The organism is Pseudomonas sp. LB3P58 (assembly GCF_054897895.1).
The window spans coordinates 4595735-4619923 of sequence record NZ_JBUBVE010000001.1 but is presented as its reverse complement, the minus strand read 5'-3'; the positions used below and the strand labels follow the sequence as shown (position 1 = coordinate 4619923).

Sequence of the window (24189 nt, the reverse complement as noted above, 5' to 3'; positions counted from 1 at the left end):
ATCCCGATGAGCTCTGTGGCGGTTTTCAGCAAAGCCTCACCGTTCGACGCACTGCAGCGCTGGCTCCCCAAACTGGTTTTGGCGCCAAGCATGCTGATCGTCCTGGTTGGTTTTTACGGTTACATCATCTGGACATTCGTTCTGTCCTTCACCAATTCCAGCTTCATGCCGAGCTACAAATGGGTCGGCCTGCAGCAATACATCCGCCTGATGGACAACGATCGCTGGTGGGTCGCGAGCAAAAACCTCGCGGTCTTCGGCGGCATGTTTATCGGCATCAGCCTGGTGCTGGGGGTGTTCCTGGCGGTGTTACTGGATCAGCGCATTCGCAAGGAAGGCTTCATCCGCACCGTTTACCTGTACCCGATGGCGCTCTCGATGATTGTCACCGGTACCGCGTGGAAATGGCTGCTCAACCCAGGCCTGGGCCTGGACAAAATGCTGCGTGACTGGGGCTGGGAAGGCTTCCGTCTCGACTGGCTGGTGGATCAGGATCGCGTGGTGTATTGCCTGGTGATCGCCGCCGTGTGGCAAGCCTCCGGGTTTGTAATGGCAATGTTCCTGGCCGGCCTGCGTGGTGTCGATCAATCGATCATCCGTGCCGCGCAAGTCGACGGTGCGAGCCTGCCGACCATCTACCTGAAGATCGTATTGCCGAGCCTGCGCCCGGTGTTCTTCAGCGCCTTCATGATCCTCGCGCACATCGCGATCAAGAGTTTCGACCTGGTGGCGGCAATGACCGCTGGCGGCCCGGGCTACTCGTCCGACCTGCCCGCGATGTTCATGTATTCCTTCACCTTCAGCCGTGGCCAGATGGGCATTGGTTCGGCGAGCGCCATGATGATGCTCGGCGCGATCCTGGCGATTCTGGTGCCGTACCTGTACTCCGAATTGCGAGGCAAACGCCATGAGTAATCAACTTGGCAAACCGGGCATCAGCTTCAGCCGCATCGCAATCTACGCAACGTTGTTGCTGGCCGCCGCGATCTATTTGATCCCGCTGGTGGTGATGCTGCTGACCAGTTTCAAATCCCCGGAAGACATCCGCACCGGCAACCTGCTGAGCTGGCCGCAAGTGATTGACGGCATCGGCTGGATCAAGGCTTGGGACGTCGTCGGGGGCTACTTCTGGAACTCGGTGAAAATCACCGTGCCGGCGGTTCTGATCTCCACGTTCATCGGAGCCATGAACGGTTACGTGCTGTCGATGTGGCGCTTCCGGGGTTCGCAACTGTTCTTCGGTCTGCTGCTGTTCGGCTGCTTCCTGCCGTTCCAGACCGTGCTGCTGCCAGCCTCGTTCACCGTCGGCAAACTCGGTCTGGCCAACACCACCACCGGTTTGGTGTTGGTGCACATCGTCTACGGCCTGGCGTTCACCACGTTGTTCTTCCGCAACTACTACGTGAGTATTCCGGATGCGCTGGTCAAGGCTGCACGCCTTGATGGCGCGGGCTTCTTCACAATTTTCTGGAAGATCCTGCTGCCGATGTCGATCCCGATCGTGATGGTCTGCCTGATCTGGCAGTTCACCCAGATCTGGAATGACTTCCTGTTCGGCGTGGTCTTCGCCAGTGGCGATGCCCAGCCGATTACCGTGGCCCTGAACAACCTGGTCAACACCAGCACCGGGGCCAAGGAATACAACGTTGATATGGCCGCCGCGATGATCGCCGGGCTGCCGACACTGCTGGTCTACATATTCGCTGGCAAGTATTTCCTGCGTGGGCTGACGTCCGGCGCGGTCAAGGGGTAGAACAATGGCAACTCTCGAATTACGCAACGTCAACAAGACCTACGGCGCCGGTTTGCCGGACACCCTGAAAAACATCGAACTGAAGATCGATGACGGTGAGTTCCTGATTCTGGTCGGCCCGTCGGGCTGCGGTAAATCCACGCTGATGAATTGCATCGCCGGTCTGGAAAACATCAGCGGCGGCGCGATCCTGGTGGACGACGCCGACATCAGCGGCATGAGCCCGAAAGATCGCGACATCGCCATGGTGTTCCAGTCCTACGCGCTGTACCCGACGATGAGCGTGCGCGACAACATCGCGTTCGGTCTGAAGATTCGCAAAATGCCCGCCGCCGAAATCGACGAAGAAGTCGCTCGCGTGGCCAAGCTGTTGCAGATCGAACATTTGCTCGCCCGTAAACCCGGCCAGCTCTCCGGTGGCCAGCAACAGCGCGTGGCGATGGGCCGTGCCCTGGCGCGGCGGCCGAAGATTTACCTGTTCGACGAACCGCTGTCCAACCTCGACGCCAAGCTGCGCGTCGAGATGCGCACCGAAATGAAACTGATGCACCAGCGCCTGAAAACCACCACGGTCTACGTGACCCACGACCAGATCGAAGCCATGACCCTGGGCGACAAAGTGGCGGTGATGAAGGACGGGATCATTCAGCAATTCGGTACGCCGAAAGACATCTACAACAACCCGGCCAACCTGTTCGTGGCGAGCTTCATCGGTTCGCCGCCGATGAACTTCATCCCCCTGCGTTTGCAGCGCAAGGACGGTCGTCTGGTGGCGCTGCTCGACAGCGGTCAGGCGCGCTGCGAATTGCCATTGGGCATGCAGGATGCCGGTCTTGAAGACCGCGAAGTGATCCTCGGCATGCGCCCTGAGCAGATCGTTTTGGCGGGCAGCGAGCCGAATGGTTTGCCGATCATTCGCGCCGAAGTCCAGGTCACCGAGCCGACCGGTCCCGACACCCTGGTGTTCGTCAATCTCAACGAAACCAAAGTCTGCTGCCGTCTGGCGCCGGACGTTGCACCGGCCGTGGGCGAGACCCTGACCCTGCAATTCGATCCATCGAAAGTGCTGCTGTTCGATGCCAAGACCGGGGAGCGCCTGGGGGTGGCCGGTCAGCCTAAAACCGAGACTCACAGTGCCAATGTGGCGCAGTTCAAAGGCCGCTGAAGATCAAAAATGTGGGAGCAGGCTCGCTCCCACAGGGGATGTCACCGCGTTAAATAAAAACAGTTAATAACAATAAAACGAGGATGTAGGGATGAAGAAGAAGAACAACGCTCAGCTTATCTGCCAGTTGTCAGCCATTGCGGCAATGATGTTGGCCGGTAGCGTGCACGCGGCTGACGCGTTCAGCGCTGATTCCGAATGGATGACCGGTGATTGGGGTGGCGAGCGGACCAAGCTGATCGAGCAGGGTATCGACATCAAGATGGACTACGTCGGTGAAGTGGGTGGCAACCTCCACGGCGGGTTTAATGATGACAAGACCGCGCGTTACGCGGACCAGTTTGGCCTGGGCGTGGCACTGGACCTGCAAAAGCTGTGGGGCTGGGATAACACCCAGGCCAAGATCCAGCTCACCAACCGTAACGGTCAGAACATCTCCAATGACCGTGTCGGCGACCCGCGTGCCGGCACCTTGAGTTCGTCCCAGGAAGTCTACGGCCGTGGCCATATGGTCCGTCTGACCCAATTGTGGATCAAGCACCAGTTCCTCGACGGTAAACTGGACGTCAAAGCCGGTTACTTCGGCGAAGGCGAGGACTTCAACACCTTCCCGTGCGAGTTCCAGAACCTGGCGTTCTGCGGTTCCCAAGCGGGTAACTGGGCCACCAACATCTGGTACAACTGGCCGGTCATGCAGGCTGCGGTCCGCGTGAAGTACAACATCTCGCCTGAGTTCTATGCGCAGATCGGCGCGTACAACCAGAACACGTCGCAACTGGAGCACGGTAACGGCTTCAAGCTCAGCGGCAGTGGTACCAACGGCACCGTCCTGCCGGTCGAACTGGTCTGGTTGCCGAACCCTAATAACCTGCCGGGCGAATACCGTGTCGGTTACTACAAAAGCACGGCCAACGCCGATGACGTCCGCAAGGATGCCGACGGCAATGATGCAGCCACCAGCGGTAACGCCTATCGCAGCCACGATAGCAAACACGGTTACTGGTTCGTTGCGCAGCAACAACTCACCAGCCACAACGGTGACGCGTCCCGCGGTCTGAACGTTGCAGCCAACGCCACTTTCCACGACAAGGACACCAACTTCGTCGACAACTACCAGTCGCTGATGTTTGTGTACAAGGGGCCGTTCGACGCACGTCCAAAAGATGACGTCGGGATCGGTTTCGCCCGTATCCATGTCAACGATGACGTGAAGAAAAACGCCGAGCTGGTCAACGCCGCCAATGGTGTTACCGAGTACGAGGATCCACTGTTCTCGCCGCTGCGTAGCACCGAGTACAACTACGAGATCAACTACGGCTTCCACGTTACCAACTGGCTGACCGTGCGTCCTAACCTGCAATACATCACTCACCCAGGTGGTGTTGATGAAGTCGACAACGCGCTGGTCGCCGGCCTGAAAATTCAGTCGGTGTTCTAACGCTGTTGCGATAAGCTCCTCTCCATGTGCGCATTTTTGCGGACAGCCTTGGCTGTCCGCTTTTTTTTGGGGGCTGCACACCCCGGGTGATTTTCAGGACCGTGGCACATGCATGAGCATCCGCTACAACGCTTCTTCAAATCCTTGCGCGAACGTCCGGTGTTTGCGTGGGAGCGCTATCAGAAGCGCGACGTGCTGGTGATCGACCATCCGCTGTGTCAGGCGGTGTTCAGTCGGCAGGGTGCGCAGTTGCTGCACTTCCAGCCAAAGGGGCAGAAACCCTGGCTCTGGTGCGCGGCGAAGTGGCCGCAGGTCGGAGCGATTCGCGGTGGCGTTCCGGTGTGCTGGCCGTGGTATGGCCGTCATCCGAGCGAAAACGCCTGGCCGTCCCATGGTTGGGCACGGCTGATCGACTGGAAGCTGCTGGACAGCAGCACTGATGACGATGGCGTGCGCTTGCACTGGCAACTTCAGTTGTGCGACTGGCAAGTGGACCTGCATGCGCACTTGGGCGAACGCATGGATTTGCGCCTGAGTACCGAGCATCAGGACAGCCTGCCGTGCCAATTGAGTCAGGCGTTGCATGCGTATTGGCGTATTGGTGACGTCGGCGAGGTAGCGCTGTCTGGTCTCGACGGGGCGCAGGGTTACGACCAGTTGAACCGTCAGATTTGTCATCAGGAAGGCGAGTTGCGGGTAGAAGGTGGCTGTCAGCGGGTGTTCCAGCATGATGGCGAATTACAGCTCAAGGACCACGCCTGGCAGCGCGAGTTGTGCATCGATACCGGTGACCATGCGGACACGGTGGTTTGGCATCCGGGCTCACGGCCGTTGCTGGGGGTGAGCTGGAACGAGATTTCGGAGTTTGTGTGTGTGGAAGCCGCGAGTGGCGGGACCGATAGCCTGAGCCTGGCACCGGGGGAGAGGGCGCATTTGAGTTTGCAGGCGCGGGTTGGGGCGTAAGATCAAAAGATCGCAGCCTCGCTTCGCTCGACAGCTCCTACAAGGGATCGTGTAAACCTGTAGGAGCTGTCGAGCGAAGCGAGGCTGCGATCTTTTTAATTAAACTCATCCCCAATCGGATACCGACTGGCATTCAGACTTTCCTTGATCTTGCGCAAATGCGGCTGGAAATCCACGCCTCGGCGCAAGGTCATGCCAGTGGCGAGCACGTCCAGCACGGTCAGCTGAATGATCCGCGACGTCATCGGCATATAGATGTCGGTGTCTTCCGGCAGCGGAATGTTCAGGCTCAACGTGCTGGCCTTGGCCAGTGGCGAACCCTCGGCCGTCAGGCCCAGTACCGAAGCGCCGTTTTCCCGGGCAATACGCGCCACTTCCACCAGTTCGCGGGTACGGCCGGTGTAGGAAATGATCACGAACAACTCGCCGGTGTGCGCCACCGACGCAATCATGCGCTGCATCAGCACGTCCGCGTGGGCGGTGACCGCCAGGTTGAAGCGGAAGAACTTGTGCTGCGCATCCAGCGCCACCGGGGCCGAGGCGCCGAGGCCGAAGAAGTGGATCTGCCGGGCCTGGATCAACAGGTCGACGGCGCGGCTGATCAGGTTCGGGTCAAGCGCCTGTAAAGCACTGTCCAAAGAGGCGATGGCGCTGCCGAAAATCTTTTTGGTATAGGCTTCCGGATTGTCGTCAGCCTCGACCGCACGGCTGACATACGCCGCGCCGCTGGCCAGGCTCTGGGCCAATTGAAGCTTGAGTTCCGGGTAGCCGCTGACGCCGAACGAACGGCAGAAACGGTTGACCGTCGGCTCGCTGACCTTTGAGGCCTGGGCGAGGGCGGCGATGCTGAACCGGGTGGCCTGCTCTGGGTTGAGCAGGATTACTTCGGCGACTTTGCGTTCCGCCTTGTTCAGGTCTTCAAGGCGATTCTGGATCTGTTCCAGTAAATTTCGCACGCGGTCCATATATGTTCCTTAGCTCCGCAAACATGAGAGCAATGCAAATAAGGGCCCCGGCTATGCAAATTGGGACTTTGATCGGGCCCGTAACGGTGGCCTATCCTACTGATGGCTCCGACCGTCCACCACTCGGAATCTGTATTTTGCGAAAATGTTGTGGTTATTACTACATTTTCCCTTGAGTGATGCCTTGAAAAAAGGTATTTGTAGCTTAACTTGATAAAAGAACAAACATCATGCCTTCGATTACGGTTGAACCGTGCACCTTTGCCTTGTTCGGCGCCCTCGGCGATCTGGCCCTGCGCAAGCTGTTTCCTGCCCTTTATCAGCTCGATGGCGCAGGCCTCTTGCACGAGGACACGCGAATTATCGCGCTGGCCCGTGAGCCTGGCAGCGAGCAGCAGCATTTGGCGTTTATCGCCTCCGAGCTGCGCCGCTACGTCGTCGCCAAAGAGCTGGACGAAGCCGTGGTCGAACGCTTCCTGGCCCGCCTGAGTTACCTGCACGTCGACTTCCTCAAGGCTGACGATTACGTCGCCCTGGCCGAAATAGCCGGCAGCGCCCAGCGGGTGATTGCCTACTTCGCGACACCGGCCGCCGTTTACGGCGCGATCTGCGAGAACCTGTCGAAGGTCGGCCTGACCGAAAACACTCGCGTTGTGCTGGAAAAACCCATTGGTTCGGACCTGGAATCCTCGCGCAAGGTGAACGACGCCGTGGCGCAGTTCTTCCCGGAGAACCGCACCTACCGCATCGACCACTACCTGGGCAAAGAAACCGTCCAGAACCTGATCGCCCTGCGTTTCGCCAACAGCCTGTTCGAAACCCAGTGGAACCAGAATTATATCTCCCACGTGGAAATCACCGTGGCCGAGAAAGTCGGGATCGAAGGTCGCTGGGGTTACTTCGACAAGGCCGGACAGCTGCGGGACATGATCCAGAATCACCTGCTGCAACTGCTTTGCCTGATCGCCATGGACCCGCCGGCCGACCTGTCCGCCGACAGCATCCGTGACGAGAAAGTCAAAGTGCTCAAGGCGCTGGCGCCGATCAGCCCGGAAGGCCTGACCACTCAGGTCGTGCGCGGTCAGTACATCGCCGGTTACAGCGAAGGCAAATCGGTTCCCGGTTACCTGGAAGAGCCGAACTCCAATACCCAGAGCGACACCGAAACCTTCGTTGCGCTGCGTGCCGATATCCGCAACTGGCGTTGGGCCGGCGTGCCGTTTTACCTGCGTACCGGCAAGCGCATGCCGCAGAAGCTGTCGCAGATCGTCATCCACTTCAAGGAACCGTCCCACTACATCTTCGCCCCCGAGCAGCGCCTGCAGATCAGCAACAAGCTGATTATCCGCCTGCAACCGGACGAAGGCATTTCCTTGCGCGTGATGACCAAAGAACAAGGCCTGGACAAGGGCATGCAGCTGCGCAGCGGTCCGTTGCAGCTGAATTTTTCCGACACTTATCGCAGCGCACGGATTCCCGATGCCTACGAGCGGTTGTTGCTGGAAGTGATGCGCGGCAATCAGAACCTGTTTGTCCGTAAAGATGAAATCGAAGCCGCGTGGAAGTGGTGTGACCAGTTGATCGCCGGGTGGAAAAAATCCGGTGATGCGCCCAAGCCGTACGCGGCCGGGTCCTGGGGGCCGATGAGCTCCATTGCATTGATCACGCGGGATGGGAGGTCGTGGTATGGCGATATCTGAATTGAAACTGCCTCAGGGCGTCAGCGCCCATGCGTTCAAAAGCCCGGTGCTGCTGGCCGAAGGCCTGGCGCTGAATGTGGCCAAGCAACTGAGTGACGCAATCGACACGCGCGGCACCGCGACCCTGGTGGTGTCCGGTGGACGCAGCCCGGTGGCGTTTTTCCAGCACCTGGCCAAGCAGACGCTGGACTGGTCCAAGGTTGTCGTCACCCTGGCCGACGAGCGCTGGGTGCCGGTTGAACACGCCGACAGCAATGCCGGTCTGCTCAAGCGTTACCTGTTGCAAGGCCCGGCGGCCAAGGCTCAGTTCCTGAGTCTGTACAGCGCCACGGCCAACCTTGAACTGGCGGCCGAGCAGGCGGATCGCTTGCTCGCGGAATTGCCGCCGATCGACGTGCTGATACTCGGCATGGGCGACGACGGTCACACCGCCTCGCTGTTCCCCAACAGCCCGAACCTGGCCGATGCCTTGAAAGCCGACGGCACACGTCGTTGCTACCCGATGCTGGCGCCGACCGTGCCGCATCAGCGCCTGACCATGAGCCGCGCGCTTCTGGCCTCGGCCAAGACCACCGTTCTATCGATTTCCGGTCAGTCCAAGCTGACCACCCTGAGTGCCGCATTGGCCGGTGATGATGTCGCCGCCATGCCGATTCGCGCGTTTCTGCAACCTACGTTAGAGATTTACTGGTGCCCATGAACCAAGGATCAGCCGCTATGACAACCCCATCCCCGACCGTTTCCATGGCGGACAAAGTTGCCCTGATCGACAGCCTCTGCGCCAAGGCGCGGATCCTGCCGGTGATCACCATCGCTCGCGAGCAGGACATCCTGCCGCTGGCCGACGCCCTCGCGGCCGGTGGCCTGACAGCCCTGGAAGTGACCTTGCGTTCACAGTTTGGCCTCAAGGCTATCCAGATTCTGCGCGAGCAGCGTCCGGAGCTGGTGACCGGTGCCGGCACTGTGCTGGATCGCAATATGCTGGCGGCTGCCGAAGCGGCCGGTTCGCAGTTCATCGTCACGCCGGGCATCACCCGTGACCTGCTCGAAGCCAGCGTCAACAGCCCGATTCCGCTGTTGCCAGGCATCAGCAACGCCTCCGGCATCATGGAAGGCTATGGCCTGGGTTATCGCCGCTTCAAGCTGTTCCCGGCGGAAGTCAGCGGCGGCGTTGCGGCCATCAAGGCCCTCGGCGGCCCGTTCGGCGAAGTGAAATTCTGCCCGACTGGCGGCGTCAGCCCGGCCAACATCAAAAGCTACATGGCGTTGAAAAACGTGATGTGCGTGGGCGGTAGCTGGATGCTTGATCCCGAGTGGATCAAGAACGGCGACTGGGCCCGCATTCAGGAATGCACCGCCGAGGCACTGGCGCTGCTGGACTGATCGGCTTTTACCAAACACTTCGTTGTGTGTTCTACGGCTTTACGGTGCGCTTGGTCGGTGCACCGTTTTTTTTTGCCCGATGAAAACCATGCGGTGCGATAAATAATTACCGCACATAGGGTTTCGTTCCGCCCTAACCTGCGTTCATCTTATGGAAGAGAGAACGTCATGGAAGACAACACTCCGGTTTCACCCTCACCAGCGGTTTACCTGCTTTCACCCGAACAGATCGCCGGTCCTTATTTTCGAAATCCGAAATTGATCAGACGAAACATCAGCGAAGGGATGGATGGCATCCCCTTGGTGCTGAGGCTGACGATTGTCGATGCCATGACCGGTCAACCGGTGACTGACGCGTTGGTGGATATCTGGCATTGCAATGCACGCGGGGCGTATTCGGGTTGGAGCAAGGTCAATCCGGACAAGGAAGTCGACGTCGATGACATCGGTTCGATCCCGCGCACTGACGACGACACTTACCTGCGTGGCGGGCAATTTACGGACAAGAACGGCATCGTGCGGTTTACCACGATCTATCCGGGGTTCTACGCCGGTCGTGCCCTGCACATTCACGTCGTCGTACGCATTGCAGCAGGCAATAACTATCTGGAAGAACGGCATGTTGCCTGGGTCGGTCAGCTCTACTTTCCCGAGGTGGCCTCGCGCTCGGTACTCAACGCCAGGGAGTACCAGGGGCGGGCCGTTTCGCCGCTGACCAACGATCAAGACTTTTTCTATGAAAACATGGGCGGCGAAGCTTCGACCTTGAACGTTCACACCCTGAGTCGCGACTCGAATAAAGACGGCTACTTCGGGCACACGACCATCGGCATCAACACATTCGCGATATCGACGCAGATCAAGCCCGAGGACTTCGACAAATACACGGTGTGACGTCAGCGCAGTTCGGTCAACGCCCGGGCCAGCACATCCATATCTGCAGCCGTGGTGGTGAGCCCCGGCGTTATGCGAATGCACGGACCACTCGCGGCACCACTGCGCGCCACCGTAAACAGGTTGTAGTCCTTGAGCAGCCGCTCGACCATCGCCTGTTGATCGGCATGCCGGGTAAAGCGCATCGAAGTGATGCCGCAATACAGTCGCGGGTCGTCCGGGGTCATGACGTCGATCCCCGGCAACTCGCGTACCGCGTTCACCCAGCGGTTGCGCAGGTAATTGAGCCGAGCGCCCTTGGCGGCGGAACCGCCCATGGCCCGATGTTCCTCGAACACCAGCGGCAGGGTCAGTAGCGCCGGGATGTTGGGCGTGCTGTACGGCGTGCGGGCGCGAATGTCGGTGACCGGGAAATGCATCTCGCCCATGTCCGGGTCGATGTCGGCCAGGCGCTCGGGGGCGATGTACATGAAGCCTAGAGTCAGCGGTGCACCGATCCATTTGTGCAGGTTGTAGCCAGCAAAGGCGATGCCCAGTTTATCGAGATCGAACTCGAGCTGGCCGAGCGCATGGGCGCCGTCGAGGATCACGTCGATGCCATGTTCCCTTGCGGCTGCGGCAATGGCCTGCACCGGCATCACCAGCCCGGAGCGATGAGTGACGTGGGTCAGGGCCATCAGTTTGAGTCGCGGATAACGCACGAAAGCTTCGCGATAAGTAGCCAGCAAACTGTCGAAACTGGCGGGGTGCGAGTGTTCGATCTCGATCACTTCGACACCGCGATGACGTGCCAGCCAGCGCATGGCGCCTTTGACCGTGTCGTATTCCAGATCACAGATCAGCACCTGATCGCCCGGTATCAGGCGGTTGTAGTTGCGGATCAGCGATTGCAGACCGTCCGAAGCGTTGCGGGTGAGGGCGACAGTGTCGGCGGGTACGCCCACCAGCTCGGCGAGCTGTTTGCGAATCTCCAGGCTTTCGCCCTGTTCGAAGCGTTGTCGCACGTGCACCGAGTTGCTGCGATTGATCAGTTCGATGTTGCGCTGATACTCCTCGACCACCGTGCGCGACATACGCCCGAAGTACCCGTTTTCGAGGTTGACCGGGCCGGGTTCAACCGCGTATCGGTCGGCAAAGGTTCGCCAGAAAGCTTCATCACGGGCGCGGCGGGTGTTATCGGGCATGGGCTACTCAATCAGGGGCCAGGTATGGGTGTCGGGTCAATGGCGGGGGGCGGGTTTGCCATGTTTGGCGCGTAGCGGTTCGAGCAGCTCCGACAGGCCGTTGTGATCGATTTCCTGCATCAAGGCCAGCAAGCCGCCGAGTTCGCCATGGGGGAAGCCTTCCCGAGCGAACCAGTTCAGGTATTGGCCGGGGAGGTCGGCAATGATTCGGCCCTTGTACTTGCCAAAGGGCATTTCACGGGTAATCAACAGTTCGAGCTTTTCAGGGTTCATCAATCAGTCGTCTTGATTCAAACAGTCTGGAAAATACAGGCATTCTGCATGCAGGCCAAATGACAGATCATGCAAAAAAAGCGGATACAGATTTCGCGTTAAACGATAAGTTATTGAAATATAAGTAGTAAGCAGTCAGTTCAAAGCTGGCATGCAGGGTGCAACACCTATTGCATCTTTCATTGACCCGCGAGGAATTGAAAATGACTGACATGAATAAAGAAGCCATCTCTGTACTCAACGACCTGATTGAAACCAGTAAAGACGGTCAGGAAGGGTTCAAGACTTGCGCTGAAGACATCAAACACCCTGAACTCAAAACCCTGTTCGTGCAACGCTCGGCGGACTGCGCTACTGCGGCTTCCGAACTGCAAGCGCAGGTGCGTTCGCTAGGCGGCGATCCGGAAACGTCCACCAGTGTCAGCGGTGACCTGCACCGTCGCTGGGTCGACGTGAAATCGATGTTCACCGGCAAGGATGAAGAAGCCGTGCTGAATGAAGCCGAACGGGGTGAAGACCATGCACTGAAGGCTTACAAAGAAGCCATCGAAAAAATCAACAAACACAACCTGGTGGGCATTCGTGACCTGGTTGAGCGTCAGTACCACGGCGTGCAACGTAATCACGATCAGGTAAAAGCCCTGCGTAACCAGGCGCGCGCACGCTCGTAAGCGTTCGTTGTCTGTCAAAAACGCCAGCCAGTCTGGCGTTTTTTTGTGTCCGGGAATTAGCACTGGACGGATGTTAGTTAGCTAGCTAATAATTTGTTTATCAAGTGACTGAACCGATCCCGACTATCGTTAAATCGCCTTTCCAAGAGTCCTTTACGTGCCTATCACCTTGCAGGCTTTATTTGCGCCTGACCGCCGCGCCTTGCAGTTCGCGATCAAGACCTTGATCGGCGGCGGCCTGGCGCTGTGGCTGGCATTGCGCTGGGGCCTGGAGCAACCGGCCTGGGCGTTGATGACCGCGTTCATCGTCGCCCAGCCCTTGTCGGGGATGGTGGTGCAGAAGGGCTTGGCGCGGCTGTTGGGGACTTTGGTCGGGACGATCATGTCAGTGGTGTTCATGGGGTTGTTTGCCCAGACGCCTTGGCTGTTTTTGTTGGCCTTGGCGTTGTGGCTGGGGTTGTGTACGGCGAGTTCGACCTTGCTGCGCAGCGCCTGGTCCTATTCGTTCGTGCTGGCTGGTTACACGGTGGCGATCATCGCGCTGCCGGCCATTACTCATCCGCTGACGGTGTTCGATCAAGCCGTGGCTCGCTGTACGGAAATCTGCCTGGGCATTCTTTGCGCCACCGCCGCCAGTGCGCTGCTCTGGCCGATGCGGGTCGAACGGCAATTGGCGGATCAGGCGCGGGCAGCGTGGCAAAGCGGTATGAACGCCGCGCGTGCGACATTGGCCGGTGATGGTCAGGCGCGTAAAGGCTTGCTGGAAATCCTCGGGAGAATCGTCGCCGTCGATGCCCAGCGCGAGCATGCCTGGTTTGAAGGTGGCCTGGGACGGCAACGAGCGCGGGCGATCAGCGGCTTGAGCCAAAAGCTGTTGATGCTGCTGCGCATCGCCCGTTCGGTGCGCCGTCAGTGGAAGCAATTGGAACCCCAGGAAGCCGAGCAACTGTTGCCCTGGATGACCGAGGTTCAAGAGGCGCTCAACAGCCCGGATACCGCGACCCTGCAAGCGCTGCGTCCGCGGTTGCTCGATGCTTCCCACGACCCGCACATCAGCTCCGCACAGAGTTACTGCCTGGCTCGTTTCACTTTGTTGCTCGATACCGCCATGGCGGCCAGCGCCGCGTTGAACGCCGTTGAGGAGGGCAAGGAAACGGTCGATCCACCGAGAACCCTGACACCACACCGCGACCTGTCATTGGCGCTGATTTTCGGTACCCGCAGTGCCCTGGCGTTTCTGGTGGTCTCGTGCTTCTGGTTGGCGACCGCCTGGCCCGCTGCCTCCGGCGCGCTGCTGTTGACGTGCGTGGTGTGTAGCCTGTTCGCCAGCCGCGAGAACGGTGCCCAGATAGGCATGAGTTTTATGCGCGGGATCTTCCTGGCAATTCCGGCCGCGTTTATCGTCGGGCAGATTCTGCTGCCGCAATGGAGTGGTTTTGCCTTGCTGTGCATGGGCATGGGCGTGCCGTTGTTCCTCGGCGCGCTGGGCATGGCCAAACCGCAGATCGGCGCCACGGCCACCTCGTTTTGTCTGCACTTCATTGTGTTGGTATCGCCGCTCAACGCGATGAAATTCGATGTCGCGACGTTCTTCAACAGCGCTCAATCCATTGTGGTCGGTGTCGGCGCAGCAGTGCTGGCGTTCCATTTGTTGATCCTGCGCGACCCGACGTGGCATGGCCGACGCTTATTGACGGCGACACTCGACGATCTGGTGCGCCTGACCCGGCGCAATCTGCGCGGTGCCGAAAGCTGGTTTGGCGGACGCATGGCCGACCGCTTGCTACAACTGGCGCGGCACTATCCCGAATTGCCGGAACCGGCGCGCAGTCGCTGGGACGATGGCCTGCTTGGCTTGGACATCGGCGACGAATTGCTGCATTTGCGTTTGAGTCTGGCGGTGGCGCAGGCACCGGTCAGCGCACCTCAGCGACGTTATCTCGAACAGCTGGAAAAAATCCTCGAGCAAGGCCCGGCCGGCAGTCGCGCCGAGGCGTTGGCGCAGCCAAGCGAAGAATTCTTGAAGACCTTGTACGCATTGCCCCCCAGCGATGCAGTGAAACTGGCCCAAGGCGCGGTGCTGCAATTACAAAGCAGCTGGCGCGCCTGGTGCCGTCAACAGGAGCAAAGCCATGGGCTTGCGTGAGTGGTCGGTGGGTGGCGTGCTGCTCAGTCCGTTTCTGATTTATGTGCTGCTGGCGCTGCTCGTGACCGGGGCCTTGCGCATGCTCTTGCGCCTGACGCCGGTGGGCCGCTGGATCTGGCACGAAGCATTGTTTGATTGCGCCTTGTACGTCTGTGTATTGACCCTGATCACCGTCGTCCTCGGACCTTTATAAGGAGTTGAAAATGCGTACACCGATACGTGTCGCGGTGACCTTGTGCCTGGTGGCGGTGGCGATTTTTGCCGGCTTCCATTTATGGCAGTACTACATGCTCACGCCTTGGACTCGGGATGCGCGGATCCGCGCCGACGTGGTGGTCATCGCCCCGGACGTCTCGGGTTGGGTGCGTGAACTCAAGGCTTTTGATAACCAGCAGGTAAAGGCCGGCGATTTATTGCTGAGCATTGATCGTGATCGTTTCGAAGCGGCGCTGGAGAAAGCTCAAGCGGTGGTTCAGACCCGGCAACAACAACTCAATTTGCGCGAACGCGAAGCCAGTCGCCGCGCTGCCCTCGGTCCGCAGGCAATCAGTGCCGAGCTACGCGAGAATGCGCAAATCAACGCCGGCATCGCCCGTGGCGAACTGCGCGAAGCCCAGGCCGAAGCCAAGGTTGCGGAACTCAATCTCGCGCGCAGTCAGGTCCATGCGCCGCGCAATGGTCACATCACCAACCTGCGTCTGGCTGAAGGTAATTACGTGAATGCCGGGCAATCGGTGATGGCGTTGATCGACGATTCGACTTTCTATGTGCAGGCCTATTTCGAGGAAACCAAACTGCCACGGATTCGTGTTGGCGATCCGGTAAAGGTCTGGTTGATGAGCGCGGGGGAGGCGTTGCAGGGGCATGTGGAAAGCATCAGTCGCGGGATTACCGATCGCAATACCACGCCGGACGGGCAGTTGCTGGCGGAGGTGGAACCGACGTTTAACTGGGTGAGGTTGGCGCAACGGATTCCGGTACGGATCAAGATTGATCAGTTGCCGGAAGGGATGAATTTGAGTTCGGGGATGACGGCGAGTGTGCAGGTGCAGGAAGGGCCGTAAGATCAAAAGATCGCAGCCTCGTTTTACTCGACAGCTCCTACAGGGTTTGCCATATACCTGTAGGAGCTGTCGAGTAAAACGAGGCTGCGATCTCTTGAGGCAATCAGCCGATGCTGATCGCCGGCAGCTTAGGCAACGTCACCGTCTGTTGCTTGCGCGGCGCCAGAATCTCCGCCTCGCCATCCACTACCAATTCATCGCGCTGGTTAAACACGCGAGTGGCAATCCGCACACGAAACTTCGGCAGCTTCTCGAGAATCTCCAGACGCACGGTCAGCGTGTCGCCAATCTTCACCGGCTTCTGAAAGCTCATCTGCTGACCAATATAAATAGTCCCCGGCCCAGGCAGCTCGCAGGCAACGGCAGCGCTGATCAGCGCACCGCTGAACATGCCGTGAGCAATGCGTTCCTTGAACATGGTGCCGGCGGCGAATTCAGCGTCCAGGTGCACCGGGTTGTGGTCGCCGGACATCGCGGCGAACAACTGAATGTCGCGCTCTTCGACCGTCTTGCTGTAGCTGGCGGTCTGGCCGACTTCAAGGGCTTCGTAAGGGGTGTTGGTAACCTGGGTCATCTGTTTCAATTCCTGTCACGAATAAATAAATTCAAAAAAACTATTCCGATCTGGGTGGTCGACGGTGGCTCAGCGCCTGGGCGATCCAGCTCAACACGTCATTGATCACTTCATCGCGGTTGCTCTCGTTGAACAGTTCATGCCGTGCCTGCGGGTAAATAGTCAGTTGCAGGCTCTGGCTGCCGGCAGCGCGCAGCGCATGGGCCAGATCTTTCAGACGCTTGCCTTCGCTCACCGGATCACATTCACCGCCGATGACCAGCAACGGCAGGCCCGGATCAATCTGAGCGAGATTGGACGCTTTGCTGATTTGCTGCAACCCACCGAGTAAATCGATCCACAGCTGATTGGTGCAGCGAAAGCCGCAGAGCGGGTCGTTGGCGTACAGATCGACCTCCGCCGGGTCGCGGCTGAGCCAGTCGAACTTAGTGCGCGCCGGTTTGAATTGTTTGTTGAACGAACCGAACGACAGCCATTCGATCAGCGCGCTGCGACCCTTCGGGCCCTGGCGCAAACGTTCTAACCGCGCAATCTGCCGCGCCGCGCGATAGAGCACCACCGGTTGGAAGTTCGACCCGCTGAGAACGGCCCCATGCAGGCTGGCGCTGTGGTGCAGCAGATAAGCCTGGGCGATGTAGCTGCCCATGCTGTGACCGAGCAACACGATCGGCGCGCCGGGATGTTGTTGGCCGATGTGCTGGTTGAGGCTCGCGAGGTCGCCGACCACCTTGCACCAACCGTCATCGTCGGCGAAATGGCCCAGTGTCCCGTTTTCGGCAGTTTTGCCATGTCCACGCAGGTCCGGCGCATACACACCGTAGCCCTGATCACAGAGTTTTTCCGCCAGACGGGCGTAGCGGCCACTGTGTTCCGCCATGCCGTGGGCCAGCAGGATCACTGCTTTTAAAGGTGGGGCGGGCAGCCACTGGTTGACGAAGAGGCGGCTGCGGTCACTCGCGGTCAGCCAGAAAGTGTCGTGGATCATGGCGGTTCCTTTGCGCTTGGTCGTTGCATTGTATAGCGCATCCGTAGCGTGCCGTCTGATCAGGCCACGCCGTGGCAGCAAGATTCACACGATCAATGTCGACCGTGCGCATATTTGCCTGATTCGCCATAGCTGCTAGTGTCCGTGAAGCTCCGTTTTTCGCTTTTGTTTTACAGGAAGGACAGAAAAGCGGCCCCGGATAGGTTCAGGTAAAGAGGACAAGAATAATGCAACCTGATTTCTGGAATGACAAACGCCCGGCCGGCGTGCCCCTGGACATCGATCAAGGGGCCTATAAGTCGGTGATCGAGGTGTTCGAGCGTTCCTGCAAGAAATTTGCTGACCGCCCGGCATTCAGCAACATGGGCGTCACCCTGACCTACGCTGAACTGGAACGCTACAGCGCAGCGTTCGCCGGTTACCTGCAAGCTCACACCGACCTGGTGCCGGGGGATCGCATTGCGGTGCAGATGCCCAACGTCCTGCATTACCCGATTGCCGTGTTCGGTGCCCTGCGCGCCGGGTTGATCGTGGTCAACACCAACCCGCTGTACACCGCGCGGGAGATGCGTCATCAGTTCAAGGACTCCGGTGCCCGGGCGCTGGTCTACCTGAACATGTTCGGGGCCAAAGTCCAGGAAGTGCTGCCCGACACCGACATCCAGTACCTGATCGAAGCGAAGATGGGCGACCTGATGCCCGCCGCCAAGGGCTGGCTGGTCAATACGATGGTGAGCAAGGTCAAGAAGATGGTGCCGGCGTACTCCTTGCCGCAGGCCATTTCCTTCAAGAGCGCGCTGCGCCTGGGCCGGGGCCTGGGCATCAAGCCGCTGAAGATCCGGCTCGACGACATCGCCGTGCTGCAATACACCGGCGGCACTACCGGCCTGGCCAAGGGCGCGATGCTGACCCACGGCAATCTGGTGGCCAACATGCAGCAAGTGCGGGCGTGCCTGGAGCAGTTTGGCAATGACGGCCAGCCGCTGTTGCGCGAAGGGCAAGAGGTTATGGTCGCGCCGCTGCCGCTGTACCACATCTATGCGTTCACGGCGAATTGCATGTGCATGATGGTGTCGGGCAACCACAACGTGCTGATCACCAATCCGCGAGACATCAAGGGCTTCATCAAGGAGCTGAAGAACTGGCGGTTCTCGGCGCTGCTGGGGCTCAACACCCTGTTCGTCGCGCTGATGGACCATCCGGACTTCAAGACCCTGGATTTCTCCAGCCTCAAACTCACCAACTCTGGCGGCACCGCGCTGGTCAAGGCCACGGCCGAGCGCTGGGAACAGCTCACTGGTTGCCGCATCACCGAAGGTTACGGCCTGACCGAAACCTCGCCGGTGGCCTGCACCAACCCGTACGGCGACAAGTCGCGGCTCGGTACAGTCGGCCTGCCGGTGCCGGGCACCACGCTGAAAGTCATCAACGATGAAGGCGTCGAGCAGGCGCTGGGCGAGCGCGGTGAACTGTGCATCAAGGGCCCGCAGATCATGAAGGGCTACTGGCAGAAACCCGAAGCCACCGCCGAAGTGCTGGATGCCGAGGGCTGGTTCAAGTCGGGCGACATCGCGGTGATCGACCCGGACGGATTTGTGCGCATCGTCGATCGTAAGAAAGACATGATCATCGTTTCGGGTTTCAACGTGTACCCGAACGAGATCGAAGACGTGGTCATGGCTCACCCGAAAGTCGCCAACTGTGCGGTGATCGGTGTGCCGGACGAGCGTTCGGGGGAGGCGGTGAAGCTGTTTGTGGTGGCCCGTGAAACGGGTGTCAGCCTTGAAGAGCTGAAAGCCTACTGCAAGGAAAACTTCACGGCGTACAAAGTGCCCAAGCACATCGTCTTGCGTGAGTCGCTGCCGATGACGCCGGTTGGGAAAATTCTGCGGCGGGAGTTGCGCGATATTGCGTAACCGGTCGTAGACCGAGGTGCTGCCAAAAGATCGCAGCCTTCGGCAGCTCCTACAGGGGATCGCATTCCTTTGTAGGAGCTGCCGAAGGCTGCGATCTTTTGCTTTAAGCCCTGTATTTATGGGGGGGGTCAAGGCTGTATAGAATTTTTGCTCTAAAATGACTGCTTGCTATTCTTGAGTCATTAAAGTGACTGTAGAGGCGGCTTTTGGCTCTGGTCGGCCCTTGGCAAAGCTGCTACTCTCGGCGCGCTTTGTGACTTCTCGGCCTATGTAAATAGCCAGACTCACCAACAAACACACACCAATAATAATCGCATCAAATGCGGTGATGAATTCGCGTTGCTGAGGAGTGGGCTTCCATGATCGAAGACTTTTGGAAGGATAAGTACCCTGCCGGGATTGCTGCCGACATCAATCCGGACGAGTATCCGAATATTCAGGCGGTGTTGAAGCAGTCCTGCCAACGCTTTGCCGACAAACCGGCATTCAGCAACCTGGGCAAGACAATCACCTACGGTGAACTGTACGAATTGTCCGGTGCCTTTGCCGCCTACCTGCAACAGCATACCGACTTGCAGCCGGGCGATCGAATCGCCGTGCAGCTGCCCAACGTGTTGCAGTACCCGGTCGCCGTCTTCGGTGCCATCCGCGCCGGGCTGATCGTGGTCAACACCAACCCGCTGTACACCGCGCGGGAAATGGAACACCAATTCAACGACTCCGGTGCCAAAGCCCTGGTCTGCCTGGCCAACATGGCGCACCTGGCCCAGCTCGTCGTGCCGAAAACCGGCGTCAAGCACGTGATCGTCACCGAAGTGGCCGACCTGCTGCCGCCGCTCAAGCGTCTGCTGGTCAACAGCGTCATCAAGTACGTGAAGAAGATGGTCCCGGCGTATCACTTGCCCAAGGCCATCAAGTTCAACGACGTGCTGAACAAGGGCCACGGCCAGCCAGTGGCTGAAGCCAACCCGGCCAGCAGCGACGTTGCCGTGCTGCAATACACCGGCGGCACCACCGGCGTGGCCAAGGGCGCGATGCTGACCCACCGCAACCTGGTGGCGAACATGCTGCAGTGCAAGGCGCTGATGGGTTCCAACCTCAATGAAGGTTGCGAGGTCCTGATCACGCCGCTGCCGCTGTACCACATCTATGCCTTCACCTTTCATTGCATGGCGATGATGCTGATCGGCAACCACAACATCCTGATCAGCAACCCGCGCGATTTGACGGCGATGGTCAAGGAACTGTCGAAGTGGAAGTTCAGCGGTTTCGTCGGGCTCAACACGCTGTTCGTCGCCCTGTGCAACAACGAAGGCTTCCGCAAGCTGGACTTCTCGGCGCTGAAAGTCACCCTGTCTGGCGGCATGGCCCTGCAACTGGCTGCGGCCGAGCGCTGGAAAGCGGTCACCGGTTGCGCCATCTGCGAAGGTTACGGCATGACCGAAACCAGTCCGGTGGCCACCGTCAATCCAATCCAGAACATCCAGATCGGCACCATCGGTATTCCGGTTCCGTCGACCCTGTGCAAAGTCATCGACGATGCCGGTGTTGAACAGCCGTTGGGCGACATCGGCGAACTGTGTGTGAAAGGTCCGCAAGTGATGAAGGGTTACTGGCAGCGTCAGGAAGCCACCGATGAAATCCTCGACAGCGAAGGCTGGTTGAAGACCGGTGACATCGCGCTGATCCAGCCTGACGGTTACATGCGCATCGTCGATCGCAAGAAAGACATGATTCTGGTCTCCGGTTTCAACGTGTACCCGAACGAACTGGAAGACGTGCTCGCGACCCTGCCGGGCGTGCTGCAATGCGCAGCCATCGGCGTGCCGGACGAGAAGTCGGGCGAGGCGATCAAGATCTTCATCGTCGCCAAACCGGGCGTGACACTGACCAAGGAACAGGTGATGGAGCACATGCGCGCCAACGTCACTGGCTACAAGGTTCCGCGCTCCGTGGAGTTCCGCGATGCGCTGCCGACCACCAACGTCGGCAAGATCCTGCGCCGCGAGTTGCGCGATGAAGAGCTGAAGAAGCTCGGCGTCAAAAAGGTAAGCGCGTAACAAACAAAAAGCCCCGCAGATGCGGGGCTTCTTTTTGCCTGACAGGGAAGGTTCATTGTCTATCAGACCGCTTTCGTCGGAACGCCGCCCGGAGCAGGCTCGCTCCCACATGTGACCGCATTCCTCCTGGAGGAACTCGGTCGACTGTGGGAGCGAGCCTGCTCGCGAAGCTTTTAGTTCAGAGACGGAACTGCGCGAAATTGACGTTGGTACCCGCCGGGCGCATGTCCTGGAGGTACGAGTCCTTGTCAGCGCTCAGTTCCAGGCTCAAGGCCGCTTTGCGTTTACCTTCGTTGCGCACCACCAGACCTTCCAGCTTCTCGCGCAGGAATACCGTCGGCACTTTCAGGTGCAGCAGTTCGTCGGTATCCGGGGTGTGCATCAGCAGGTGAACCCACTCGTACTGACCAATGGCCAGACGCGCGACCGGAATATCGAACCACCAGATGTTGCGATTGCGGTTCAATTCGGTGAAATGGCAGTTGTTGACGCCAAGCACCGCACCGCCAAGTTCCTGGTTTCTGCGGGCAATGGCCTGCTTTTTATCGAGTTTCATAACATTCCTACGGGATTGGATCTTCAGCGCCATGGCCTGAATACGTTGCGCATTCTCGGGGGTTGGTCGGCAAACATAAAGCCCAACCTGCACCGAACGATGAAATGTCGCCGGGAAAATAAATGAAACTCCGCGCAAACGCCTCCGGTCAACCTTGTGTAACGACTTTTCCCGTTGAATGGTTCACAGGAGAAACACCATGAGCAGCACTGGCGATAAAGTAAAAGGCATGGCCAACGAAGCCGTCGGCAACGTCAAGCAAGGCGTCGGCAAGGCCACCGGTAACGACAAAATGCGCGCCGAAGGCGTCGTGCAGGAAAAGAAAGGTGAAGTCCAGCAAGCGGTCGGCAAAGCCAAGGATGCTCTTAAAAAAGGCATCGACAAGGCATGATCAGGCCTTTGATGAGCAACAGAAACGGCCATCCGCAGATGGCCGTTTTTGTGTCAGCCTGAACTTGCACAAGGAAATTGTTTCAAACTCGCCAAGTAAGCTACTTTGATGTAGAAAACGGCCCCTGAGTCGCCACGACTTCGACCAAATTTGCGGCGAAAGGAGACGCTAATGTTTTTCCCACACATGAAAGGTCAGCGCCTGCACCGTGTCATGGTGCGCACGATCACCGAGTTCGTCGACGACGAGATGTCGACCTATGCCTCGGCGTTGGCCTATCAGATGCTGTTCTCGCTGTTTCCCTTCATTCTGTTCCTGATCGCCCTGATCGGTTTCCTGCACCTCCCGGACTTCTTCTCCTGGCTGCGCCTGCAATCGGAACTGGTCCTGCCGCCCCAGGCACTGGAGCAGGTGAACCCGGTCATCGACCAGCTCCAGCAATCCAAGGGTGGCTTACTGTCGGTCGGTATTGTGATTGCCCTGTGGACCGCGTCCGCCGGTGTGCGGCTGATGATGAGCGCGATGAACGCTGCCTACGACGTGGTCGAAGGCCGGCCGGCGTGGAAGCGTTTTCCGCTGTCGATTTTCTACACCATCGGCATCGCCGGCATGCTGCTGATGGCCGCCGCGCTGATGGTGCTTGGGCCGCAGGTGATGGAGTGGATCGCCTCGCAAGTCGGCCTTGAAGAATTCATCGTGACCCTCTGGACCATCGTGCGCTGGCCGGTGGTCGTGATTCTGTTGATGATGGCGGTGGCGCTGATTTATTACGTCATGCCCGACGTCAAACAAGAGTTCCGTTTCATCACCCCGGGCTCGGTGCTGGCGGTGGTGGTGTGGATCATCGCGTCGCTGGGCTTCGGTCTGTACGTCAAGACGTTCGCCAACTACAACGCCATGTATGGCAGTATCGGCGCGATCATCGTGCTGTTGCTGTACTTCTACATTTCCGCCGCGGTGCTGTTGCTCGGCGCGGAGATGAATGCCGTGATCGAACACATGTCGACCGAGGGCAAGAATGATGGCGAAAAAGTCCCCGGCGAGCACAGCCACGAACCCAAACACCACGTGTCGGGACTGGGTCGGGACCACTCGATCAAGCCGACCACTGACGAAGTCATCAAATGATCCGTGAAATTCTGAAAATGGGCGACGAGCGCCTGCTGCGCATTGCCCCGCCGGTGCCCGCCGAAATGTTCGACAGCCCGGAGCTGTGGCAACTGATCGACGACATGTTCCAGACCATGGAAAGCGTCGGTGGCGTTGGCCTGGCTGCGCCGCAGATCGGCGTCGACCTGCAACTGGTGATCTTCGGTTTCGAGCACAGCGAACGCTACCCGGACGCCGAAGCCGTGCCGCAGACGATTCTGATCAACCCGCTGATCACACCATTGAACCCGACGCTGGAAGAGGGTTTCGAAGGCTGCCTGTCTGTGCCCGGCCTGCGCGGCGCGGTGGATCGCTATCAGCACATTCGTTACGAAGGTTTCGATCCAAAAGGCCAACCGATCGTGCGCATCGCCTCGGGATTCCATGCGCGCGTGGTGCAGCATGAATGCGATCACCTGATCGGCCGGTTGTACCCGTCGCGCATCAGTGACTTCAGCAAGTTCGGGTTTACCGAAGTGATGTTTCCGGATCTCGATCCTGCTGCAGACGACTGACGCCTTCCTGAATCATCCAGAGGCTTCCAACCCCATGGCGATCATTGGTTTGCTCCGCGCATAACGGCTCAAGCGCTCCGCCATGGAGTAGGGCAGTGGCGGGTCGAAGGTAAAACCACGACGTTCATAAAACCCACGCAAGTCTGGATGACAAAACAACCATACCGGGCCTTCAAGATCCTTGAGCGCCTCGGCGATCAACGCCGCAGCGATGCCCTGTTCACGGCAGGCCGGATCGACAAACAAACCCGTCAGCCAATGCCCGTCCGCCACCGGTCGCAAGCACAGTGCGCCAATGATCTCCTCGCGCCTGGCCACCCAGAGTTGAGCGTCGCGGACCGCTTTCATCGACGATTGGTGAGCGCGATAAAACTTGTTCATCAAGGGCCATAAAGGCTCGGCGAGCAAGGTGTATTGGGTGTTGGGCATGGTCTTCGACTGTCG

General features: G+C 59.0%; 25 protein-coding genes. 18 read left to right on the top strand and 7 right to left on the bottom strand.

What is annotated here, in order from left to right; all coding sequences use genetic code 11:
• Nucleotides 1-6 precede the first annotated feature (6 nt).
• The 5 genes from ACYZTZ_RS21490 to ACYZTZ_RS21470 all read left to right on the top strand — a co-directional run bounded on the left by ACYZTZ_RS21490 (nt 7) and on the right by ACYZTZ_RS21470 (nt 5319).
• Nucleotides 7-915, top strand: a complete 909-nt coding sequence (locus ACYZTZ_RS21490; protein ID WP_007902369.1) for a carbohydrate ABC transporter permease — start codon at nt 7-9, stop codon at nt 913-915.
• On the top strand, nt 908-1753 hold the full coding sequence (locus tag ACYZTZ_RS21485; protein WP_046049483.1) for a carbohydrate ABC transporter permease: 846 nt from the start codon (nt 908-910) through the stop codon (nt 1751-1753). Before ACYZTZ_RS21490 ends, ACYZTZ_RS21485 begins: the two co-directional genes overlap by 8 nt.
• Nucleotides 1754-1757: 4 nt before the next feature.
• The gene (locus ACYZTZ_RS21480) at nt 1758-2918 is read left to right on the top strand and encodes an ABC transporter ATP-binding protein (RefSeq protein ID WP_461999644.1); all 1161 of its coding nucleotides are present in this window, start codon (nt 1758-1760) and stop codon (nt 2916-2918) included.
• 91 nt (nt 2919-3009) lie between these two features.
• The gene (locus tag ACYZTZ_RS21475) at nt 3010-4356 is read left to right on the top strand and encodes a carbohydrate porin (RefSeq protein WP_461999643.1); all 1347 of its coding nucleotides are present in this window, start codon (nt 3010-3012) and stop codon (nt 4354-4356) included.
• A 108-nt stretch (nt 4357-4464) separates the two neighbouring features.
• Nucleotides 4465-5319: a D-hexose-6-phosphate mutarotase gene (locus ACYZTZ_RS21470; RefSeq protein WP_008151105.1), complete on the top strand. Its 855-nt coding sequence runs from the start codon at nt 4465-4467 to the stop codon at nt 5317-5319.
• Between the two features lie 95 nt (nt 5320-5414).
• Here ACYZTZ_RS21470 and ACYZTZ_RS21465 read toward each other — a convergent pair whose 3' ends face one another.
• Nucleotides 5415-6275, bottom strand: coding sequence for a MurR/RpiR family transcriptional regulator (locus tag ACYZTZ_RS21465; protein ID WP_173667542.1), 861 nt, complete (start codon nt 6273-6275; stop codon nt 5415-5417).
• 239 nt (nt 6276-6514) lie between these two features.
• On the opposite strand from ACYZTZ_RS21465, the gene zwf reads away from it, so the two are divergent.
• From zwf to ACYZTZ_RS21445, 4 genes are all read left to right on the top strand, one after another.
• Nucleotides 6515-7984: a glucose-6-phosphate dehydrogenase gene (gene zwf, locus ACYZTZ_RS21460; RefSeq protein WP_461999642.1), complete on the top strand. Its 1470-nt coding sequence runs from the start codon at nt 6515-6517 to the stop codon at nt 7982-7984.
• Nucleotides 7971-8684 (top strand): 6-phosphogluconolactonase, encoded by a 714-nt coding sequence (gene pgl, locus ACYZTZ_RS21455; protein ID WP_461999641.1) that lies wholly within the window; start codon nt 7971-7973, stop codon nt 8682-8684. The genes zwf and pgl overlap by 14 nt, the downstream gene beginning before the upstream one ends.
• 17 nt (nt 8685-8701) lie before the next feature.
• Nucleotides 8702-9367: a bifunctional 4-hydroxy-2-oxoglutarate aldolase/2-dehydro-3-deoxy-phosphogluconate aldolase gene (locus ACYZTZ_RS21450; protein ID WP_008151112.1), complete on the top strand. Its 666-nt coding sequence runs from the start codon at nt 8702-8704 to the stop codon at nt 9365-9367.
• A gap of 168 nt (nt 9368-9535) precedes the next feature.
• Nucleotides 9536-10261: an intradiol ring-cleavage dioxygenase gene (locus ACYZTZ_RS21445; protein WP_461999640.1), complete on the top strand. Its 726-nt coding sequence runs from the start codon at nt 9536-9538 to the stop codon at nt 10259-10261.
• 2 nt (nt 10262-10263) lie between these two features.
• Here the strand turns inward: ACYZTZ_RS21445 and ACYZTZ_RS21440 are convergent, their stop codons facing one another.
• Both ACYZTZ_RS21440 and ACYZTZ_RS21435 read right to left on the bottom strand, forming a co-directional pair.
• Nucleotides 10264-11445 (bottom strand): aminotransferase class V-fold PLP-dependent enzyme, encoded by a 1182-nt coding sequence (locus tag ACYZTZ_RS21440; RefSeq protein ID WP_461999639.1) that lies wholly within the window; start codon nt 11443-11445, stop codon nt 10264-10266.
• Nucleotides 11446-11481: 36 nt separating this feature from the next.
• Nucleotides 11482-11718, bottom strand: a complete 237-nt coding sequence (locus ACYZTZ_RS21435; RefSeq protein WP_007949456.1) for a DUF3820 family protein — start codon at nt 11716-11718, stop codon at nt 11482-11484.
• 203 nt (nt 11719-11921) lie between these two features.
• On the opposite strand from ACYZTZ_RS21435, the gene ACYZTZ_RS21430 reads away from it, so the two are divergent.
• The 4 genes from ACYZTZ_RS21430 to ACYZTZ_RS21415 all read left to right on the top strand — a co-directional run bounded on the left by ACYZTZ_RS21430 (nt 11922) and on the right by ACYZTZ_RS21415 (nt 15599).
• Entirely contained in the window at nt 11922-12389 is a 468-nt protein-coding gene (locus ACYZTZ_RS21430; RefSeq protein ID WP_461999638.1) for a ferritin-like domain-containing protein, read from the top strand.
• A 157-nt stretch (nt 12390-12546) separates the two neighbouring features.
• Nucleotides 12547-14535 carry an FUSC family protein gene (locus ACYZTZ_RS21425; RefSeq protein WP_461999637.1) on the top strand — a complete coding sequence of 663 codons (1989 nt, stop codon included), beginning with the start codon at nt 12547-12549 and terminating at the stop codon, nt 14533-14535.
• A complete protein-coding gene (locus ACYZTZ_RS21420; protein WP_008151119.1) occupies nt 14522-14728 on the top strand; it encodes a DUF1656 domain-containing protein in 207 nt (68 codons plus the stop codon). Before ACYZTZ_RS21425 ends, ACYZTZ_RS21420 begins: the two co-directional genes overlap by 14 nt.
• A gap of 10 nt (nt 14729-14738) precedes the next feature.
• Nucleotides 14739-15599, top strand: coding sequence for an efflux RND transporter periplasmic adaptor subunit (locus tag ACYZTZ_RS21415; protein WP_056741484.1), 861 nt, complete (start codon nt 14739-14741; stop codon nt 15597-15599).
• 103 nt (nt 15600-15702) lie between these two features.
• Here ACYZTZ_RS21415 and ACYZTZ_RS21410 read toward each other — a convergent pair whose 3' ends face one another.
• Nucleotides 15703-16173, bottom strand: a complete 471-nt coding sequence (locus ACYZTZ_RS21410; protein WP_046049496.1) for a MaoC family dehydratase — start codon at nt 16171-16173, stop codon at nt 15703-15705.
• 40 nt (nt 16174-16213) lie between these two features.
• Nucleotides 16214-17158, bottom strand: a complete 945-nt coding sequence (locus tag ACYZTZ_RS21405; RefSeq protein WP_461999636.1) for a lysophospholipase — start codon at nt 17156-17158, stop codon at nt 16214-16216.
• 227 nt (nt 17159-17385) lie between these two features.
• Here ACYZTZ_RS21405 and fadD2 point away from each other — a divergent pair, with 227 nt between their 5' ends.
• Together fadD2 and fadD1 are read left to right on the top strand one after the other, a co-directional pair.
• Complete coding sequence (gene fadD2, locus ACYZTZ_RS21400; RefSeq protein ID WP_056741482.1) at nt 17386-19074, top strand: long-chain-fatty-acid--CoA ligase FadD2; 1689 nt, start codon at nt 17386-17388, stop codon at nt 19072-19074.
• Between the two features lie 359 nt (nt 19075-19433).
• A complete protein-coding gene (gene fadD1 / locus ACYZTZ_RS21395) occupies nt 19434-21134 on the top strand; it encodes a long-chain-fatty-acid--CoA ligase FadD1 (RefSeq protein ID WP_461999635.1) in 1701 nt (566 codons plus the stop codon).
• Nucleotides 21135-21312: 178 nt separating this feature from the next.
• Here the strand turns inward: fadD1 and ACYZTZ_RS21390 are convergent, their stop codons facing one another.
• Nucleotides 21313-21690 (bottom strand): hypothetical protein, encoded by a 378-nt coding sequence (locus tag ACYZTZ_RS21390; RefSeq protein ID WP_033056806.1) that lies wholly within the window; start codon nt 21688-21690, stop codon nt 21313-21315.
• 199 nt (nt 21691-21889) lie between these two features.
• On the opposite strand from ACYZTZ_RS21390, the gene ACYZTZ_RS21385 reads away from it, so the two are divergent.
• The 3 genes from ACYZTZ_RS21385 (at nt 21890) to def (ending at nt 23745) form a co-directional block, all read left to right on the top strand.
• Nucleotides 21890-22081 carry a CsbD family protein gene (locus tag ACYZTZ_RS21385; protein ID WP_033056805.1) on the top strand — a complete coding sequence of 64 codons (192 nt, stop codon included), beginning with the start codon at nt 21890-21892 and terminating at the stop codon, nt 22079-22081.
• A 171-nt stretch (nt 22082-22252) separates the two neighbouring features.
• Entirely contained in the window at nt 22253-23209 is a 957-nt protein-coding gene (locus tag ACYZTZ_RS21380; protein WP_461999634.1) for a YihY/virulence factor BrkB family protein, read from the top strand.
• The gene (def, locus tag ACYZTZ_RS21375) at nt 23206-23745 is read left to right on the top strand and encodes a peptide deformylase (RefSeq protein ID WP_461999633.1); all 540 of its coding nucleotides are present in this window, start codon (nt 23206-23208) and stop codon (nt 23743-23745) included. The genes ACYZTZ_RS21380 and def overlap by 4 nt, the downstream gene beginning before the upstream one ends.
• A gap of 12 nt (nt 23746-23757) precedes the next feature.
• Here def and ACYZTZ_RS21370 read toward each other — a convergent pair whose 3' ends face one another.
• Nucleotides 23758-24174 (bottom strand): GNAT family N-acetyltransferase, encoded by a 417-nt coding sequence (locus tag ACYZTZ_RS21370; RefSeq protein WP_461999632.1) that lies wholly within the window; start codon nt 24172-24174, stop codon nt 23758-23760.
• Nucleotides 24175-24189 lie beyond the last annotated feature (15 nt).

Coding starts and splice junctions, on each gene's coding strand:
- ACYZTZ_RS21490 (WP_007902369.1), top strand. CDS start 7: ATGAGCTCTGTGGCGGTTTTCAGCAAAGCCTCACCGTTCGACGCACTG.
- ACYZTZ_RS21485 (WP_046049483.1), top strand. CDS start 908: ATGAGTAATCAACTTGGCAAACCGGGCATCAGCTTCAGCCGCATCGCA.
- ACYZTZ_RS21480 (WP_461999644.1), top strand. CDS start 1,758: ATGGCAACTCTCGAATTACGCAACGTCAACAAGACCTACGGCGCCGGT.
- ACYZTZ_RS21475 (WP_461999643.1), top strand. CDS start 3,010: ATGAAGAAGAAGAACAACGCTCAGCTTATCTGCCAGTTGTCAGCCATT.
- ACYZTZ_RS21470 (WP_008151105.1), top strand. CDS start 4,465: ATGCATGAGCATCCGCTACAACGCTTCTTCAAATCCTTGCGCGAACGT.
- zwf (WP_461999642.1), top strand. CDS start 6,515: ATGCCTTCGATTACGGTTGAACCGTGCACCTTTGCCTTGTTCGGCGCC.
- pgl (WP_461999641.1), top strand. CDS start 7,971: ATGGCGATATCTGAATTGAAACTGCCTCAGGGCGTCAGCGCCCATGCG.
- ACYZTZ_RS21450 (WP_008151112.1), top strand. CDS start 8,702: ATGACAACCCCATCCCCGACCGTTTCCATGGCGGACAAAGTTGCCCTG.
- ACYZTZ_RS21445 (WP_461999640.1), top strand. CDS start 9,536: ATGGAAGACAACACTCCGGTTTCACCCTCACCAGCGGTTTACCTGCTT.
- ACYZTZ_RS21440 (WP_461999639.1), bottom strand. CDS start 11,445: ATGCCCGATAACACCCGCCGCGCCCGTGATGAAGCTTTCTGGCGAACC.
- ACYZTZ_RS21435 (WP_007949456.1), bottom strand. CDS start 11,718: ATGAACCCTGAAAAGCTCGAACTGTTGATTACCCGTGAAATGCCCTTT.
- ACYZTZ_RS21430 (WP_461999638.1), top strand. CDS start 11,922: ATGACTGACATGAATAAAGAAGCCATCTCTGTACTCAACGACCTGATT.
- ACYZTZ_RS21420 (WP_008151119.1), top strand. CDS start 14,522: ATGGGCTTGCGTGAGTGGTCGGTGGGTGGCGTGCTGCTCAGTCCGTTT.
- ACYZTZ_RS21415 (WP_056741484.1), top strand. CDS start 14,739: ATGCGTACACCGATACGTGTCGCGGTGACCTTGTGCCTGGTGGCGGTG.
- ACYZTZ_RS21410 (WP_046049496.1), bottom strand. CDS start 16,173: ATGACCCAGGTTACCAACACCCCTTACGAAGCCCTTGAAGTCGGCCAG.
- ACYZTZ_RS21405 (WP_461999636.1), bottom strand. CDS start 17,158: ATGATCCACGACACTTTCTGGCTGACCGCGAGTGACCGCAGCCGCCTC.
- fadD2 (WP_056741482.1), top strand. CDS start 17,386: ATGCAACCTGATTTCTGGAATGACAAACGCCCGGCCGGCGTGCCCCTG.
- fadD1 (WP_461999635.1), top strand. CDS start 19,434: ATGATCGAAGACTTTTGGAAGGATAAGTACCCTGCCGGGATTGCTGCC.
- ACYZTZ_RS21390 (WP_033056806.1), bottom strand. CDS start 21,690: ATGAAACTCGATAAAAAGCAGGCCATTGCCCGCAGAAACCAGGAACTT.
- ACYZTZ_RS21385 (WP_033056805.1), top strand. CDS start 21,890: ATGAGCAGCACTGGCGATAAAGTAAAAGGCATGGCCAACGAAGCCGTC.
- ACYZTZ_RS21380 (WP_461999634.1), top strand. CDS start 22,253: ATGTTTTTCCCACACATGAAAGGTCAGCGCCTGCACCGTGTCATGGTG.
- def (WP_461999633.1), top strand. CDS start 23,206: ATGATCCGTGAAATTCTGAAAATGGGCGACGAGCGCCTGCTGCGCATT.
- ACYZTZ_RS21370 (WP_461999632.1), bottom strand. CDS start 24,174: ATGCCCAACACCCAATACACCTTGCTCGCCGAGCCTTTATGGCCCTTG.